At 67.3% G+C, this 16,693-nt stretch carries 12 protein-coding genes; 11 read left to right on the top strand and 1 reads right to left on the bottom strand.

All coding sequences use genetic code 11. The features are described 5' to 3' along the window. The first annotated feature begins 1 nt into the window (after position 1). The 10 genes from OXS49_RS08880 (at position 2) to OXS49_RS08835 (ending at position 11,131) form a co-directional block, all read left to right on the top strand. The gene (locus OXS49_RS08880) at positions 2-1,522 is read left to right on the top strand and encodes an NADH-quinone oxidoreductase subunit M (RefSeq protein WP_267423591.1); all 1,521 of its coding nucleotides are present in this window, start codon (positions 2-4) and stop codon (positions 1,520-1,522) included. A gap of 10 nt (positions 1,523-1,532) precedes the next feature. Next, a complete protein-coding gene (nuoN, locus tag OXS49_RS08875) occupies positions 1,533-2,978 on the top strand; it encodes an NADH-quinone oxidoreductase subunit NuoN (RefSeq protein ID WP_267423589.1) in 1,446 nt (481 codons plus the stop codon). A 7-nt stretch (positions 2,979-2,985) separates the two neighbouring features. Beyond that, a complete protein-coding gene (locus OXS49_RS08870) occupies positions 2,986-3,789 on the top strand; it encodes a biotin--[acetyl-CoA-carboxylase] ligase (RefSeq protein ID WP_267423587.1) in 804 nt (267 codons plus the stop codon). Between the two features lie 18 nt (positions 3,790-3,807). Next, entirely contained in the window at positions 3,808-5,481 is a 1,674-nt protein-coding gene (locus OXS49_RS08865; protein WP_267423585.1) for a ribonuclease J, read from the top strand. A 198-nt stretch (positions 5,482-5,679) separates the two neighbouring features. Continuing rightward, positions 5,680-6,084, top strand: coding sequence for a methylmalonyl-CoA epimerase (mce, locus tag OXS49_RS08860; RefSeq protein WP_267423583.1), 405 nt, complete (start codon positions 5,680-5,682; stop codon positions 6,082-6,084). A gap of 4 nt (positions 6,085-6,088) precedes the next feature. After that, positions 6,089-6,415, top strand: coding sequence for a DUF1467 family protein (locus tag OXS49_RS08855; RefSeq protein WP_244006613.1), 327 nt, complete (start codon positions 6,089-6,091; stop codon positions 6,413-6,415). A 765-nt stretch (positions 6,416-7,180) separates the two neighbouring features. Continuing rightward, entirely contained in the window at positions 7,181-8,506 is a 1,326-nt protein-coding gene (gene proS / locus OXS49_RS08850) for a proline--tRNA ligase (RefSeq protein ID WP_267423581.1), read from the top strand. A 9-nt stretch (positions 8,507-8,515) separates the two neighbouring features. Next, positions 8,516-9,820: a lipoprotein-releasing ABC transporter permease subunit gene (locus tag OXS49_RS08845; RefSeq protein WP_244006611.1), complete on the top strand. Its 1,305-nt coding sequence runs from the start codon at positions 8,516-8,518 to the stop codon at positions 9,818-9,820. 13 nt (positions 9,821-9,833) lie between these two features. Beyond that, entirely contained in the window at positions 9,834-10,547 is a 714-nt protein-coding gene (locus tag OXS49_RS08840; protein ID WP_244006610.1) for an ABC transporter ATP-binding protein, read from the top strand. Between the two features lie 323 nt (positions 10,548-10,870). Then, a complete protein-coding gene (locus OXS49_RS08835) occupies positions 10,871-11,131 on the top strand; it encodes a hypothetical protein (protein WP_267423578.1) in 261 nt (86 codons plus the stop codon). Between the two features lie 252 nt (positions 11,132-11,383). On the opposite strand, the gene OXS49_RS08830 is transcribed toward OXS49_RS08835, so the two are convergent. Further along, positions 11,384-12,634, bottom strand: coding sequence for a nucleotide disphospho-sugar-binding domain-containing protein (locus OXS49_RS08830; RefSeq protein WP_244006607.1), 1,251 nt, complete (start codon positions 12,632-12,634; stop codon positions 11,384-11,386). A 537-nt stretch (positions 12,635-13,171) separates the two neighbouring features. Between OXS49_RS08830 and dnaE the strand changes: the two genes are divergently transcribed. Next, complete coding sequence (gene dnaE, locus OXS49_RS08825) at positions 13,172-16,690, top strand: DNA polymerase III subunit alpha (protein ID WP_267423573.1); 3,519 nt, start codon at positions 13,172-13,174, stop codon at positions 16,688-16,690. Positions 16,691-16,693: the final 3 nt, after the last annotated feature.

The following is a 16,693-nucleotide window of genomic DNA, read 5'->3' as shown; positions in this document are numbered from 1 at the left end:
TATGCTCGGCCTCGGCATCCTCTCCGGCCTGCTGATCGTGCCGCTCTGCGGCGCGGCCTTCATTCTGACGCTGAACGGCGACGAGGCATCGGTCGCGCGCAACACCCGCTGGGCTGCGCTCGCCACCACGATCGTCACCTTCCTGCTCTCGCTGGTCGCCTGGAACCGCTACGACGCCGCCTCGTCGAGCTTCCAGCTGGTGGAGAGCCATGCGTGGCTCACCGAGACGATCCGGTTCAAGCTCGGCGTCGACGGCTTCTCGATGCCGCTGATCCTGCTGACCACGTTCCTGATGCCGTTCTGCATCGGCGCCTCGTGGAACTCGATCAACGTCCGGGTGAAGGAATACTTCGTCGCCTTCCTCGTCCTTGAGACGACGATGATCGGCGTGTTCGCCTCCCTCGATCTGCTGCTGTTCTACCTGTTCTTCGAGGCAGGATTGATCCCGATGTTCCTGATCATCGGCATCTGGGGCGGCGCACGTCGGGTCTACGCGAGCTTCAAGTTCTTCCTCTACACCTTGCTCGGCTCGGTGCTGATGCTGCTCGCCGTGATGGCGATGTACTGGCAGGCCGGCACCACCGACATCCCGACCCTGCTGCAATACCGCTTCCCGGTGCAGATGCAGACCTGGCTGTGGCTCGCCTTCTTCGCCTCCTTCGCGGTGAAGATGCCGATGTGGCCGGTCCATACGTGGCTGCCCGACGCCCACGTCGAGGCGCCCACCGCCGGCTCTGTGATCCTGGCCGGCATCCTCCTGAAGATGGGCGGCTACGGCTTCATCCGGATCTCGCTGCCGATGCTGCCGGTGGCGAGCCAGGATTTTGCGCCGCTGGTCTTCGCCCTCTCGGTGATCGCGATCATCTTCACCTCGCTCACCGCGATGATGCAGACCGACATCAAGAAGCTGATCGCCTATTCGTCGGTGGCCCATATGGGCTTCGTGACGCTCGGCCTGTTCACATTGAACGAGCAGGGCATCCAGGGCGCGCTGTTCCTGATGATCTCCCACGGCATCGTGGCGAGCGCGCTGTTCCTCTGCGTCGGCGTGGTCTACGACCGGATGCACACCCGCGAGATCGCCGCCTATGGCGGGCTCGTGAAGCGGATGCCACTCTACGCGGTGGCCATGATGGTGTTCACCATGGCCAATGTCGGCCTGCCCGGCACGTCCGGCTTCGTCGGCGAGTTCCTGTCGATGCTCGGCGCCTTCAAGGCGAATCCGAACGTCGCCTTCTTCTCGACCTTCGGCATCATCCTGTCGGCGGGCTACGCGCTGTGGCTCTACGCACGGGTGATCTACGGCAAGCTGGAGAAGCCGAACCTTCAGGGCATCCTGGATCTGGACCTGCGCGAAAAGATCATCCTGGCCCCGCTGGTGGCTTTGACGATCTATTACGGCGTGCACCCGGCTCCCGTGCTCGACGTTTTCGCGCCTTCGACCGACGCGCTGATGACCAGCATGAAGGCCGCCCTGTCCAACACCCAGACCGCGGCCGCCGCGCTGCCGGTCCCGCGCTGAGACGGACCTGATGACCACCGTCCACTCCGTCCTGCCCTCACTGGCGCCGCTCCTGCCCGAGCTGATCCTCGGCATCGGCGTCCTGCTCCTGATCCTCTACGGCGCTTGGCGCGGCGAGCGCTCCGCCGAGGCCGTGAGCGTCGGCGCTCTGGTGCTGCTGCTCGTCGCCCTCTCGGTGGTGATCTCCCAGCCGGTGAACGGGCGGATCACGACCTTGTCGGGGGCGTTCGTCTCGGATTCCTTCTCCAAGGTGATGAAGTCGCTGGTGCTGCTCGGCTCCTCGGCCACGATCCTGCTGGCGCACGACTTCTTCAAGCGCGAACGGATCGACCGGTTCGAGTTCCCCGTGTTGATCGTGCTCTGCACCATCGGCATGATGGTGATGGTCTCGGCCAACGATCTGATCGCACTCTATCTCGGCCTGGAGCTGCAATCGCTCGCCGCCTACGTGATCGCCGCCTTCCACCGGGACGACAGCAAATCCACCGAGGCCGGCCTCAAGTACTTCGTCCTCGGCGCGCTCTCCTCCGGCATGCTGCTCTACGGCGCCTCGCTGGTCTACGGCTTCACCGGCACGGTCTCGTTCCCCGGTATCGTCTCGGCGCTGAACGAGAATGCGGGCCTGGGCATCGTGCTCGGCATCGTGTTCCTGGCCGCGGGCGTGTGCTTCAAGATGTCGGCGGTGCCGTTCCACATGTGGACGCCCGACGTCTACGAGGGCTCGCCCACTCCGGTGACCGCCTTCTTTGCCACCGCGCCAAAGATGGCGGCGGTGTCAATGACCGTACGGGTCTTCATCGGCGCCATGCCGGACGTGACGGCGATCTGGCAGCAGATCTTCATCTTCGTCGCTGTGGCGTCGATGGCGCTCGGCTCCTTCGCGGCGATCGGCCAGAGCTCGATCAAGCGCCTGATGGCCTACTCGTCGATCGCCAATATCGGCTACGCGCTGATCGGCTTGGCCTGCGGCTCGGAGGAGGGGATCAGCGGGCTCGTCACCTACATGATCATCTACCTCGCAATGACGCTCGGCACTTTCGCGATCATCCTATCGCTCCGGCGCCGGAACGTGATGTTCGAAAAGATCGAGGATCTGTCGGGCCTGTCGCGCACGCATCCGTGGCTGGCCTTCTGCCTTGCCGCGATGATGTTCTCGCTGGCCGGTATTCCGCCGCTCGCCGGGTTCTTCGCGAAATTCTACGTCTTCGCCGCTGCCATCAAGGCCGGCCTCGTGACGCTGGCGGTGATCGGCGTTGTGACCAGCGTGGTCGGCGCCTACTACTACCTGCGGCTGGTCAAGATCATGTATTTCGACGAGCCGAAGGAGCCCTACGAGGCGATGGCCCCGGGCCTGCGCGTGGTGCTCGCCTTGTCGAGCGTCGTGGTGGTGCTGTTTTTCCTGCTGCCGGGGCCGCTTGTCGGTGCCGCGGGGCGGGCCGCCAAGTCGCTGTTCTAGCACGACGTTGCGCTACCGACTCGGGCCCGAGGCGCGCGCCCAGGGCCATCGCCTGCACGTCCATGATTCGCTCGGCTCCACCAACACGGAGGCGATGGCACAGGCGCGTGCGGGCGAAATCGGGCCGCTGTGGATCGCAACGGATCGGCAAGAGGCGGGGCGGGGCCGCCGCGGCAACAGCTGGGCCTCACCGCCGGGCAACCTCGCGGCGAGCGTGCTCTGGCCGGTCACCGGAGTTGCGCCCGTGCACCTCGCCGAGTTGGGCTTCGTTGCGGGCCTTGCCCTGATCGAGGCGCTCGAGGCGGCCTGCGGCACCCTGCCGGATACCGCATCCAGCATCGCCGCCCGATCTCTGAAGCTCAAATGGCCGAACGACGTGCTGCTCGGCGGAGCGAAACTGGCTGGTCTGTTGCTGGAGGCTGAGACGGTACCTGGCGGCCGGCGGGCCGTCATCGTCGGGTTCGGTGTCAACGTCGCGGCCGCCCCGGACGGGTTGCCGGCAACAAGCTTGGCGGCGATGGGTTACGCCGGCGGTGCGGAGGCGCTACTGGAACAGCTCTCGGACCGGATGGCCGCACGCGCGCGCGCCTGGGACCGAGGACGGAATTTCGCTGCCCTGCGCGCCGATTGGCTGGCGCGGGCCGCCGGTCTCGGATCGGAGATCGCAGTGCACAGCGGCGGACACATCCTGCAGGGCGTGTTCGAGACGATCGACGAGGGGGGGCGGCTCGTGATCCTCGCCCCCGATGGGAACCGGCATACCGTGACGGCGGGCGAGGTGCATTTCGGAACGGCCGCGACGGCGGCCTGAGTTTGGACGACGATACAGATGGCAATGGGACAGGAGGAGCTGGTCTTCCTGCCGCTCGGCGGCGTGGGCGAGATCGGAATGAATGCGGCGCTCTACGGCTTCGGGCCGGAGAAGGGCCGGAAATGGATCATGGTCGATTGCGGCATGGGCTTCGCCGGCGAGGAGAACATGCCGGGCGTCGACCTGATGTTCCCGGACCTCTCGTTCATCGAGGAACGGCGCAAGGACCTGCTCGGGATCTTCATCACCCACGCGCACGAGGACCATATCGGGGCGATCTCCGAGCTGTGGTCGCGCGTCAAGGCGCCGGTCTACGCGACGCGCTTCGCCAAGAACCTGCTGGAGACCCGCCGCCTCTCGGATCCGGGCGCCCCGAAGGTCGACCTGCGCGAAGTCAAGCCCGGCCGGCGCATCACCGTCGGGCCGTTCGAGCTCGAATACGTCCCGGTCTCGCACTCGATCCCGGAGTCGAACGCAATCGCGATCCGCACGGCGGCCGGTCTCGTAGTCCATACCGGTGACTGGAAAATCGATCCGACGCCGGTGGCCGGCGAGATCACTTCGCCGGAGGCCTTCACGGCGCTCGGCGACGAGGGCATCCTCGCGCTGGTCTGCGATTCCACCAACGTGGTCCGCGAGGGCTTCTCCCCGAGCGAGCGCGAGGTCGCCGCGACCCTCAAGACCCTGATCGCCGAGGCGCCCCACCGGGTCGCGGTGACCACTTTCGCGTCGAACGTGGCCCGCATCCGTGCCGTCGCCGAGGCGGCCGTGGCCTGCGGCCGCGAGATCGTGGCGGTCGGCCGGGCCATGGACCGGGTGATCGACGTTGCCCGCGAGTGCGGCTACCTCGACGGCCTGCCCGAGTTCCGCCGCGCCGATTCCTGGAAGAGCCTGCCCCGCGAGCGGGTCGTGGCCCTGCTCACAGGCTCCCAAGGCGAGCCGCGGGCAGCGTTGGCCCGGGTCTCCCGCCGCGACCATCCGGATATCAGCCTCGCCGCGGGCGATCAGGTGATCTTCTCCTCGCGCGCTATCCCCGGCAACGAGCGCGATGTCGGTTCGATCATCAATGACCTGATCGAGCAGGGCGTCGAGGTGATCACCGACCGCAGCACTCTCGTCCACGTCTCCGGCCACCCGCGCCGGGACGAGATGGTCGAGATGTACAAGTGGACCCGTCCCGGCACCGCGATCCCGGTCCACGGCGAGGCGCTCCACCTCGACGAGCATGCTCGCTTTGCACGCGCGCAGGGCGTTCAGAACGTCGTCAAGGCCCGCAATGGCAGCCTGATCCGCCTCAGCCCCGGTACGCCCGCGGTGATCGACCACGTAAAGGTCGGTCGCCTGTTCAAGGACGGCGACGTCCTGATCGACGAGAAGGACCGGGCGATCCCCGAGCGGCGCAAGCTGATGCAGGCGGGCCTTGTCTCGGTGGCGATCGCTATCGACGAGGACGGCGTCGTGCTCGGCGAGCCGGCGGTCGACATCATCGGCCTACCGAACCGCGGGCGCTCTGGCGACCCGCTGATCGAGACCATCGTGGATGCGGTCTCGCGCAGCCTGGCGGGCCTGTCGCGGGGCAAGCTGAAGGACTCGGAGGGCGTCGAGAAGGCGGTCGACCGGGCCGTGCGCACCGCGGTCAACGAGGTCTGGGGCAAGAAACCGGCCTGCCACGTGCAGGTTGTGGAAGTTTGAGACTGGCTGCCGATCTCAGGTCGTCATAGTCTATAACGACTTGTGGCGGCTGATCTTCCTGATTGGCTGCGCCGTGAGGCTCAAACCCCCTCTCCCACACGGGAGAGGGAACACGTCGCGCCCACGCGGCGGCTGAGCCCTGCCGACGAATGAACAAAGCTTCCGGAGAGGGAGCGAGCACGCCGGGGAGGAACCATCATGATCGGCCGTCTCAACCATGTGGCGATCGCCGTGCGGGACCTCGACGCCGCCTGCGCGATCTACCGCGATACGCTCGGCGCCACGGTCACGCCGCCCCTGCCGCAGCCGGAGCACGGCGTCACCGTCGTCTTCGTGGAACTTCCCAACAGCAAGATCGAGCTGATGGCCCCGCTCGGCGAGAATTCGCCGATCGCGTCCTTCGTGGACCGCAATCCCGGCGGCGGCGTCCACCATGTCTGCTACGAGGTCGACGACATCCTGGCGGCCCGCGACATGCTGAAGGCGCAGGGCGCCCGGGTGCTCGGTACCGGTGAGCCGCGGATCGGCGCCCATGGCAAGCCGGTCCTGTTCCTCCACCCGAAGGACTTTTTGGGCACCCTGGTCGAGCTGGAACAGGTTTGAGCCGATGATGACCGCCCTGGCCCGCTCGACGCCAATCACGCTCGGCGTGATCACGGTGCTGGTCGCCGCCTTCGTGGCGGCGGGGGTCGGTCTGTTCAAGCTCACCGTGGGGGGCGCGATCGCCCTCTACTTTGTGGTGTGGTGGACGCTGCTTTTCGCGGTCCTGCCCCTGCGCAACCAGCCTGAGACGCGGCCGACCCATGTGGTGCCCGGGCAGGATCCCGGTGCGCCTGCGCGACCGCGGCTGCGCGAGAAGGCGATTTGGACCACGCTGGTGGCCGGGGCCGCCTTCCTGCTCGCGCTGGCGATCTTCCCGCTGACCGGGCTGTAGAGCGCTTTAAGAGCAGGTTGCCGAACGACGGCGGCGCCGTCAGCGACTAGCCGGCCCGCGCCACCCGATGGGCGAAAGCCAGCGCTGACGGGGAGGTCTGCGCGACCGATGGATAAGATAAGCTCGATCGGACTCGGCGATTGTCTCGTCGGCGTCGTCGAGGAGAACCCAAGCCCACAGCGCGTCGGCCCGGCGGATCTCGAAATGCCTGGCGGGCTCACCCGAGCTGAACCGGGCCAACCTTGCCGTCCGAAAAAACCGAGATGGATTAAAGGCTTGCCCCCGCCGCGCGAAAACCCGGCGGCACCGCCCGTTCTCCGCGCAAGCACCGCTGTTTACAGCGGCCAACCTGCCGCGGGCCTGAAGCGCGCATAAAAAAAGCAAGGCCCGAGGCCTTGCTTTCAAGCTTTAGATGGCTCGGCCTTGAATATCCTCCGCATTGTTTGCGGGGCGGCCGTTTTTCCTCCCGAGACTCGGACCTTGCGCCGCCTCTTCCGGGCATCGCAAACATCGCCGCTCGCTTATAGGAACAACAATTCGTGTTGTCACCGGGTCTGCGAGAAAAAACTGCGCTTTCTTGCCGGCAAATAGGCAGACCGCTCTCCCATCGGGCATTGCCGGTCCGCAGAGCGGCCGGCGCCACGGCTTCGCCGCGATTACGCCGCGTCGTGGTCGCGCAGTGCTTGTAATTTGCGGCTCCCACGTGTTGTGTGCCGACGCGCCGCGGCTCCTCCCGGCCGGCCCCCTTTCCAAGACTTTGGCGACATGCGTCTCTCCCGCTACTTCATGCCGACCTTGCGCGAGACGCCCAAGGAAGCCGAGATCGTCTCGCACCGGCTGATGCTGCGTGCCGGCTTGGTCCGCCAGGAATCGGCCGGCATCTACGCGTGGTTGCCGCTCGGACTGCGGGTTCTGGAGCGCGTCTGCGCGGTGGTCCGTCGAGAGCAGGATCGCGCCGGCGCCATCGAGATCCTGATGCCCACGGTCCAATCGGCTGAGCTGTGGCGGGAATCCGGGCGTTACGACGCCTACGGCAAGGAGATGCTGCGCCTGAAGGACCGGCACGACCGCGAGATGCTCTACGGCCCAACCGCCGAGGAGATGGTCACCGAGATCTTCCGGGCGAGCGTGCGCTCCTACAAGGATCTCCCGAAGAACCTCTACCAGATCTCGTGGAAGTTCCGTGACGAGGTGCGGCCGCGCTTCGGCACGATGCGCTCGCGCGAGTTCCTGATGAAGGACGCCTATTCGTTCGATTTCGATCAGGCGGGCGCCCGCCATGCCTACAACCGCATGTTCGTGGCGTACCTACGCACTTTCGCTGGTTTGGGGCTGAAGGCGATTCCGATGCGCGCCGATACCGGCCCGATCGGCGGCGACCTGTCTCACGAGTTCATCATCCTGGCCAAGACCGGCGAGAGCGAGGTCTTCTGCGACAAGGCCTATCTCGATTTCGACATCCCGCCGGAGACGGTCGATTTCGAGGACATCGCCGGCCTCCAGGGCATCGTCGATGCCTGGACCTCGCACTACGCCGCCACGGAGGAGATGCACGAGAAGGAGGCCTTCGCCGAGGTCGCCGAGGAGAGCCGGCTGGCGGCCCGCGGCATCGAGGTGGGGCACATCTTCTATTTCGGCACCAAGTATTCCGAGCCGATGGGCGCCAAGGTCGCCGGGCCGGACGGGATCGAGCGCCCGGTTCATATGGGCTCCTACGGCATCGGCCCAAGCCGGCTGGTGGCGGCGATCATCGAGGCGAGCCACGACGAGGCCGGGATCATTTGGCCCGATTCCGTCGCGCCGTTCGAGGTGGCGCTGATCAACCTCAAGACCGGCGACACTGCCACCGACGGCGCTTGTGCGCAGATCCAGTCGGATCTCGAGAATGCCGGCCTGTCGGTGCTCTACGATGATCGCGACGAGCGGCCCGGTGCCAAGTTCGCCACCGCCGACCTGATCGGCCTGCCCTGGCAGGTGATCGTCGGACCGAAGGGCTTGGCCGAGGGCAAGGTCGAGCTGAAGCGGCGCGCCGGGGGTGAGCGCGAGAGCCTCGCCATCGTCGATCTGCTGGCACGCATCCGGCGCGTCTGAGCCGTGCCGATGGCGGCATCAGCGGCGCTGGACCGGGTCAAAGGCTTCGCGGCCGCGTTCCGCCAGGGCACGGGCACAGCACCCTTCGCGCCGTTCGAGTGGATCCTCGCCGGCCGTTATCTGCGCGCCCGCCGCCGGGGCGGCGGCGTCTCGGTGGTTGCGTTCTTCTCGGTGCTGGGTATCGCGCTGGGCGTCGCCACGCTGATCATCGTGCTCTCGGTGATGAACGGGTTTCGCGCGGAGCTGCTGTCCAAGATCGTTGGCATCAATGGCCACCTCTTTGCGACGCCGATCGACCGGCCGTTCAACGACTGGACCGACCTGTCGGAGCGCTTGTCCAAGGTCGCGGGGGTGCGCGCCGCGGTGCCGCTGGTCGAGGGGCAGGCCTTCGCCTCGTCGCAATATGGCGGCTCCGGGGTGATCATTCGCGGCGTGCGGGCGGCCGATCTCGACGCGCTCGCGGCCGTCTCGTCCTCGATCCGCGGCGGAACCCTGGAGGGGTTCGATGACGGCACCGGCGTGCTGATCGGCCGGCGGCTCGCCGACACGCTCGGGTTGCAGGCCGGAGACACGATCACGCTGGTGACGCCCAAGGGCTCATCCACGCCCTTCGGCACCGCGCCGCGCACCAAGAGCTACACCGTGAAGGCGGTGTTCGAGGTCGGGATGACCGAGTTCGACCAGACCTTCGTGTTCATGCCGCTGACCGAGGCCCAGGCGTTCTTCAACAAGGACGGCGACGTCAGCATGATCGAGATCTACGTCGACGAACCCGATCATGTCGGCGACATGCGCGAGCCCCTGGAGATGGCGGCCGAGCGCCCGATCCTGCTCACCGACTGGCGCCAGCGCAACCGGACCTTCTTCGGGGCGCTGGAGGTCGAGCGGAACGTGATGTTCCTGATCCTCAGCCTGATCGTGGTGGTGGCGACGCTCAACATCGTCTCCGGCCTGATCTTGCTGGTGCGCGACAAGTCGAGCGACATCGCGATCCTGCGCACCATGGGGGCGACGCCTGGCACGATCATGCGGGTGTTCCTGATCAACGGCGCGCTCATCGGCGTGGTCGGCACCTTGAGCGGCCTGGGGCTCGGCATCCTGATCACGCTGAACATCAAGCCGATCCAGCATGTGCTGTTTCCGGGCGCCTGGGACCCGACCGTGCGCTTCCTCGCCGAGATCCCCGCGCAGATGAACCCGAAGGAGATCACCGCCGTGGTGATCACCGCGCTGCTGCTGTCGCTCGCGGCGACGCTCTATCCCTCTTGGCGCGCCGCCCGGCTCGATCCGGTGCAGGCCCTCCGCTACGGCTGACGGGCTGCATCCGATGAGCGATACGAGCCAGCCCGCCGGCGACCCGCCGGTGCCGGCCCTGTTCTTTTCCCGCGTCGAGCGACGCTATCCCCAGGCCGAGGGCGCCCTGGAGATCCTGCGCGGCGCCGACCTCGCGATCTGGCCGGGCGAGCTGGTCGCGCTGGTGGCGCCATCCGGCGCCGGCAAGTCGACGCTCCTGCACCTTGCCGGGCTCCTGGAGCGGCCGGACGGGGGCGAGGTCTATATCGGCGGCCATCCCACCGCCGCGATGGTGGATGCCGAGCGCACCCGCCTGCGGCGCGAGGAGATGGGCTTCGTCTACCAGTTCCACCACCTACTGCCCGAGTTCTCGGCACTGGAGAACGTGGTGATGCCGCAGCTCATCCGCGGCCTGAAAAGCGCCGAGGCGAAGGCCCGCGCCACGGAGCTGCTCGGCTTCCTCGGCCTCAAGGACCGGCTGCCGCACCGCCCGGCCGAATTGTCCGGCGGCGAACAGCAGCGCGTCGCCATCGCCCGGGCGGTCGCCAACGGCCCGCGGCTGCTGCTCGCCGACGAGCCGACCGGAAACCTCGATCCCGGCACCGCCGGCCACGTCTTCTCGGTGCTGATGGCCCTGGTCCGCGCCTCGGGCCTCGCCGCCCTCGTTGCGACCCACAACCTGGATCTCGCCGCCCGCATGGACCGCCGGGTGACGATCCGGGACGGGCTGATCACGCCGCTCGACTGAGCCGGGTTGCCCGGCCTTCCGGCGGGCCTTCGCGCGCAATCCCTTTGACTTCTATACGCCCGAAATTGCCGCGCCCGACCCGGGGGCATGCCACTCCGCGTATGGAAGCGGAGGGATCGCCTTCGGTCGGATCGGCGGCTGGTCCGGAGCGCCGCCAGCGCCCATGCTGTCAGAGCCGGCGCGGAAATGCCCGTGTCTTTTAATCCATCTCGCCGAGTGCGGCGCGTCACGTCCTGAAGAGCATTACGTCCCTATATTTCAATTACGCAAGAACAATTGCGAAAGACGACCCAGAGTCACTTCAATTCGTCAGGTTAATATCCATGAAAACTCGCTTTGCCGCCGCCTGCACGGCTCTTGTCCTGGCCGCTACGCCGCTGTCCTCCGCGTTTGCGGCCCCCGAGGCCCGCTGGACCGGCTTCACCACCCACGCGCCCGAGACCACCGGTGCGCTCGGTCTCGGTGTCCACGACGCTCCGTTCTACGAGGGCTGCCCGATGAGCTCGGCCGCCGAGGGCAACGCCAACCAGCAGACCCGGCCGATCAAGCAGTACGGCCAGACCGCCGGCGGCCATCGCTGCTGATCCGGCGCCACAACGGATGAAGCTCAAGCCCCTCTCCTACGTCATGATCGGCGCCTTCGTGAGCGGCATCCTCATGACCCTGGTCGGCTCGGCAGGCGTGCTGCTGGGCCAGTGATCCCGGGATGAATCTTCGGAGCCGGCGGCTGCTCCCTGAAGCGGCGGCCGGCTTCGGCTTTGTTGAAACTCGGCTGCGGTGCTTGTCCGGTCACAGGTTTTCACCGCACAACCGGCGGCCACGTTTGTGGGACTCGCTCAGGATCGGTGCCCGGCGGCAGCCAGCGCCTCGATCTGGTCGCAGGCGTCGGCGATCGCGTTGCGCCCCCCCGCCATCCGCGCCCGGGCAGCCGCCGTGGCGCGCGCGACCGTGGGATCGGCGAGCAATCGTCTCAGGACCCGCGCCGCGCGGGCAGGCCGGAACGCGCGACGGTTGAGCGTCGCGCCGAGGTTCCTATCCTTGAGTCGCCGGCCCTCGTCGAAATGGTCGAACGCCACCGGGACCACGAGCTGCGGGATGCCCGCGGCCAACGCCTGCGCCACTGTCCCGACGCCGCCGTGATGGACCAAAGCGGCGCTGCGCGGCAGCAGCGTACTCAGCGGCGCGTAGGACAGGTGAATGAGCCCCGCCGGCAGGGGCTTCGGGATCTGCCCGCCCTGAGGCGCGAGCAGGACGCCGCGCCGGCCCATGCGCCGGCAGACCTGCACGGCGGTGTCGAAGAAGGGAGCACCCTGGCGCATGGCCGAGCCGTAGGTGAAGACGACCGGCGGCTCGCCCGCCGCCAGGAAAGCGTCGAGTTCCGGCGGCATGGCCGGCACGTCGCCGAACCGGTCGACCAGCGGGAAGCCGAGCTGCACCGCTTGGGCCGGCCAGTCGGGCTGCGGCGCGGCATACCAATCGGGGAACATCAGGAGCATGCGCGAGGGGCTGTTCCACCAGTGCCGCAGCCGGTTGACCGGATCGAGGCCGAGGCGCGCGCGGAGCGCATTCAGCGGCGGCAGCGTGAACGGGCCGACCGCGACGGCATCGACGCCGAGATTGACATAGGCCCGCAACGACGCCGGCAGGATGCGCGGCAGCGGCAGGCCGGGCAGCCGGGGCGGGTCGAACCGGCTCTCGATCAAGAATGGCATCACGTGCAGCGTGGCGGTTGGGAGTGCGTAGAGATCCTGGGCGAGCCGCGCGCCCCAACCGAGGGGCGAGGCGACCACCCGCAGGTCGATTCCACGCGCTCGGGTCGCCCCGAGCCACAGGCAGGTGGCCTCCGCGACCTGCAGGGCGAAGTCGAACATCGGCCGGAAGCCCTGCTGCGGGTGCCAGAGATCCGGCTGGCGTATCACCGCCTCGTAATCGGCCACGGTGCCGAGTGGTTCGAAGGCGAGACCGGCCCGGCGGGCCATCGCTTCGAACGGCGCCGGCGCCGCCAGCGAGACGCCATGGCCGCGCTTGGTCAGCTCGTAACCCAGAGCGATGAACGGCAACACGTCGCCGTGAGTGCCGACGGCCACAAGGGCGACGTCGCATCGCTCGGCCGTCTGGTGCGCGGTAATGGCGTGCTCCTTCGAACCCCCGTTCAGAAGACGAGCGTGTTCTCGGCGCGGGGCATGCCAGCCCGTCCGATCCGTATCAAGATATTTTTTACCATAACTATAGGCGCTAGCAGACGTGTTACTCAGCGGCCTTTCATTTAGAACAAAACATGAACATAATGCATCGGGAACACGGAGACGCGACGATGCTGAAGGGATTGGTCCTGATCGGAATGCTGGAGTTCATGGCCTTCGGAATGCTATTCGCGGCAGTCGCAGCTTGGGCGATAGCGTTGGCACCGGTGCGTTAGCCCACGGCTGCCTTTTTCGGTCCGGTTCTTATCACGACCGGGTTATGCACAGGCGATCCACCCTTCGGCGTCGATTGTCCACAGGGGAGGCCCGAACTGGTGCTTCCGGGGCACGACCGGTGGATATCGTTCGGAGCAGGCTGCGGGTCCGTCGACTTGGAAAGGCCGAGCGGGGATGCTGTGCGTCCCCGGAACAAGGTCGGTCATGCCACGACAGCTCAAGGAGGTCGGATTCGTCCACCTCCACGTCCATTCGTCGTACTCCCTGCTCGAAGGCGCGCTGAAGGTCGGTTCCCTGATCAAGGCTGCGGTCGCCGACCGGCAGCCGGCTCTGGCGCTCACCGACACCAACAACCTGTTCGGGGCTCTCGAATTCTCCGAGAAGGCGGCGGGCGAAGGCGTTCAGCCGATTGCGGGCGTGCAACTCTCGGTCGCCTTCGAGGCGGCGGATCCGCATCAGCGGAACGCACCGACGAGCCACGGCGTCGTGCTCCTCGCCCAGGACGAGACCGGCTACGCCAACCTGCTGCGGCTTGCGAGCCATGCCTATTTCGATACGGCGCTCGGTGGATCGCCCCGCCTGGATGCCGCGGCTCTTGTCGGCGGCTCGGACGGGCTGATCGCGCTCACCGGTGGTCCCTCCGGCCCCCTCGACACAGCCTTCCGAGCCGGACGGCCCGAGCTGGCGCTCGCCCGCCTGAAGCGCCTGAAGGAGGCGTTCGGGGAGGATCGGCTCTATGTCGAACTTCAGCGCCACGGCCAGACCGAGGAGGGACGGATCGAGACTGCGCTCCTCGAACTCGCCGGCCGCCACGGCCTCGGGATCGTTGCGACGAACGAGCCCTACTTCGCCAAGCCCGACGATTACGACGCCCACGACGCGCTGCTCGCCATCGCGGAGGGCCGCATCGTCTCGGACGACCGCCGCCGCCGGGTGACGCCGAGCCACGCCTTCAAGACCCGGGCCGAGATGGGCGAGCTGTTCCGCGACCTGCCGGACGCGCTGCAGGCCAGCGTCGAGATCGCCATGCGCTGCGCCGTCCGGGCACGGACCCGCAAGCCGATCCTGCCGAATTTCTCGAAGGTCGCGGCGGGCGAGACACCGCCGATGGCGGAGGCTCTCGCGGAGGCGGCGGAAACGGGCGTGCAGACGATTTCGGCCGACGAGCCGACCGAGCTGCGCCGGCAGGCCGAGGCCGGGCTGGAATTGCGCCTGAAGCAGCACGGCACCGCGCCGGGCTTCTCGGAAGACGATTACCGCAAGCGCCTCGCCTTCGAGCTCGATGTCATCGTCTCGATGAAGTTCCCAGGCTATTTCCTGATCGTTTCGGACTTCATCAAGTGGGCCAAGGACCACGACATCCCGGTGGGTCCGGGCCGCGGCTCCGGCGCCGGCTCGCTGGTGGCGTGGTCGCTGCTGATCACCGACCTCGACCCGCTGCGCTTCGGCCTGCTGTTCGAGCGCTTCCTCAACCCCGAGCGCGTCTCGATGCCGGATTTCGATATCGACTTCTGCGTCGAGGGTCGCGAGCGGGTGATCAAGTACGTGCAGCAGCGCTACGGCGAGGGGCAGGTCGGGCAGATCATCACCTTCGGTACGTTGCTCGCCCGCGGCGTGCTGCGGGATGTCGGCCGCGTGCTGGAAATGCCCTACGGGCAGGTCGACAAGCTGACCAAGCTCGTGCCGCAGAACCCCGCCAACCCCGTGACGCTGGCCCAGGCGATCGAGGGGGAGCCGAAGCTCCAGCAGGCCATGGAGGAGGAGCCGGTCGTCGGCCGGCTGATCGACATCTCCAAGAAGCTCGAGGGCCTGCACCGCCACGCCTCGACCCATGCAGCCGGTGTGGTGATCGGCGACCGCCCGCTGGAGGAATTGGTCCCGCTCTACCGCGATCCGAAGACCGGTATGCGGGTGACCCAGTTCAACATGAAATGGGTCGAGCAGGCCGGCCTGGTGAAGTTCGACTTTCTGGGTCTCAAGACCCTCACCATGCTGCGGTGCTGCACCGATCTGCTGAAGAAGCGCGGCATCGAGATCGATTTGGCCGCCTTGCCGCTCGATGACAAAGAAACTTATGGGCCGATGGGCCGGGGCGAGACGGTCGGCGTGTTCCAGGTGGAATCCGCCGGCATGCGCAAGGCGCTCTGCGAGATGCAGGCCGACCGGCTGGAGGACATCATCGCCCTGGTGGCGCTCTACCGGCCGGGCCCGATGGCCAACATCCCGGTCTATTGCGAGCGCAAGCTCGGCCGTGACGCCGGCAACGAGGCGTCCTGGTATCCGGATCCCAAGCTGGAGCCGATGCTGAAGGAGACGTTCGGCATCATCGTCTACCAGGAACAGGTGATGGAGATCGCCAAGGTTCTGGCGGGCTACTCGCTGGGCGAGGCCGACATGCTCCGGCGCGCCATGGGTAAAAAGATCCGCGCCGAGATGGACGCGCAGCGCGACCGGTTCCTGAAGGGCTGCACCGAGCGCGGGCTGAACAAGGCCAAGGCCAACGAGATCTTCGACCTGCTCGCCAAGTTCGCCGATTACGGCTTCAACAAGAGCCACGCGGCGGCTTACGCGCTACTGACCTACCAGACCGCCTATCTGAAGGCGAACCATCCAGTCGAGTTCCTGGCCGCCGCCATGACGCTCGACATCGACAACACCGACAAGCTCGCCGAATTCCGTCAGGACGCGCAGCGCTTGAAGATCGTGGTCGAGCCGCCCTCGATCAACACCTCCGGCGAGGTGTTCGAGGTGCGCGACGGTCGGATCTACTACGCGCTCGCCGCCATCAAGGGCGTCGGCCGCGAGGCGGTGCGGGCGCTGGTGGAGGCGCGCGGCGACCGGCCGTTCAAGGACCTCGCCTGCTTGGCCCGCCGGTTGAACCCGCGGATGATCAACAAGCGCACCCTGGAGAGCCTCGTCCAGGCCGGGGCGCTGGACTGCATCGAGCCCGACCGGGCGCGCGCCTTCGCGGCGGTGGAGCCGATGATGAAGCTCGCCGCCAGCGCGGCGGAGGCCGAGACCACCGGCGTCACCGACATGTTCGGCGGCGTGGTGGCGGACGATGTCTCGCTCCGGATCCCGCCCCACGAGATCTGGCCAATGGCCGACACGTTGAAGCGCGAATACGCGGCGATCGGGTTCTTCATCTCGGGCCATCCGCTCGACGAGTATGGCGATCTGCTCGACAAGCTGCGGGTGCAGAGCTGGACGGATTTCTGCCGCGCCGTGCGGGCCGGGACGTCGAGCGTCGGCCGGGTGGCAGCCTCGGTGCTCGACCGGGCGGAGCGGCGGACCAAGACCGGCAACAAGATGGGCATCGTCACCCTGTCGGACCGGACCGCGCATTTCGAGGCGATCATCTTCTCCGAGGGCCTCGGCCAGTACCGCGACATCCTGGAGCCCGGCCGCCCGCTGGTGCTGCAACTCCAGGCGAACCTGGAAGGCGAGGACGTGCGCGCCCGGATCCTCACCGCGGAGCCCCTCGACCAGGCGGTTGCGCGCCACCAGAAGGGGATCCGCATCCACCTGAGCGACCCGCGCGGGGTCGCGCCGGTGCAGCAGCGGCTGTCGATGCGCGGCGAGAGCGAGGTCTCGCTGATCCTCAAGCTCGACGGCGGCGAGCGCGAGGTGGAGATCCGGCTGCCCGGAAAATTCCAGGCGAGCCCGGCGCTGGCCGGCCAGCTCCGGACCGTGCCGGGGGTGGTGCAGGTGGAGGTGAGTTGAGGG

The organism is Methylobacterium sp. GC_Met_2 (assembly GCF_026540795.1).
In the GTDB taxonomy this organism is placed as follows: Bacteria; Pseudomonadota; Alphaproteobacteria; order Rhizobiales; family Beijerinckiaceae; genus Methylobacterium.
The sequence above is the reverse complement of the archived record's forward strand: the minus strand, read 5'-3'. Positions and strand labels throughout refer to the sequence as shown.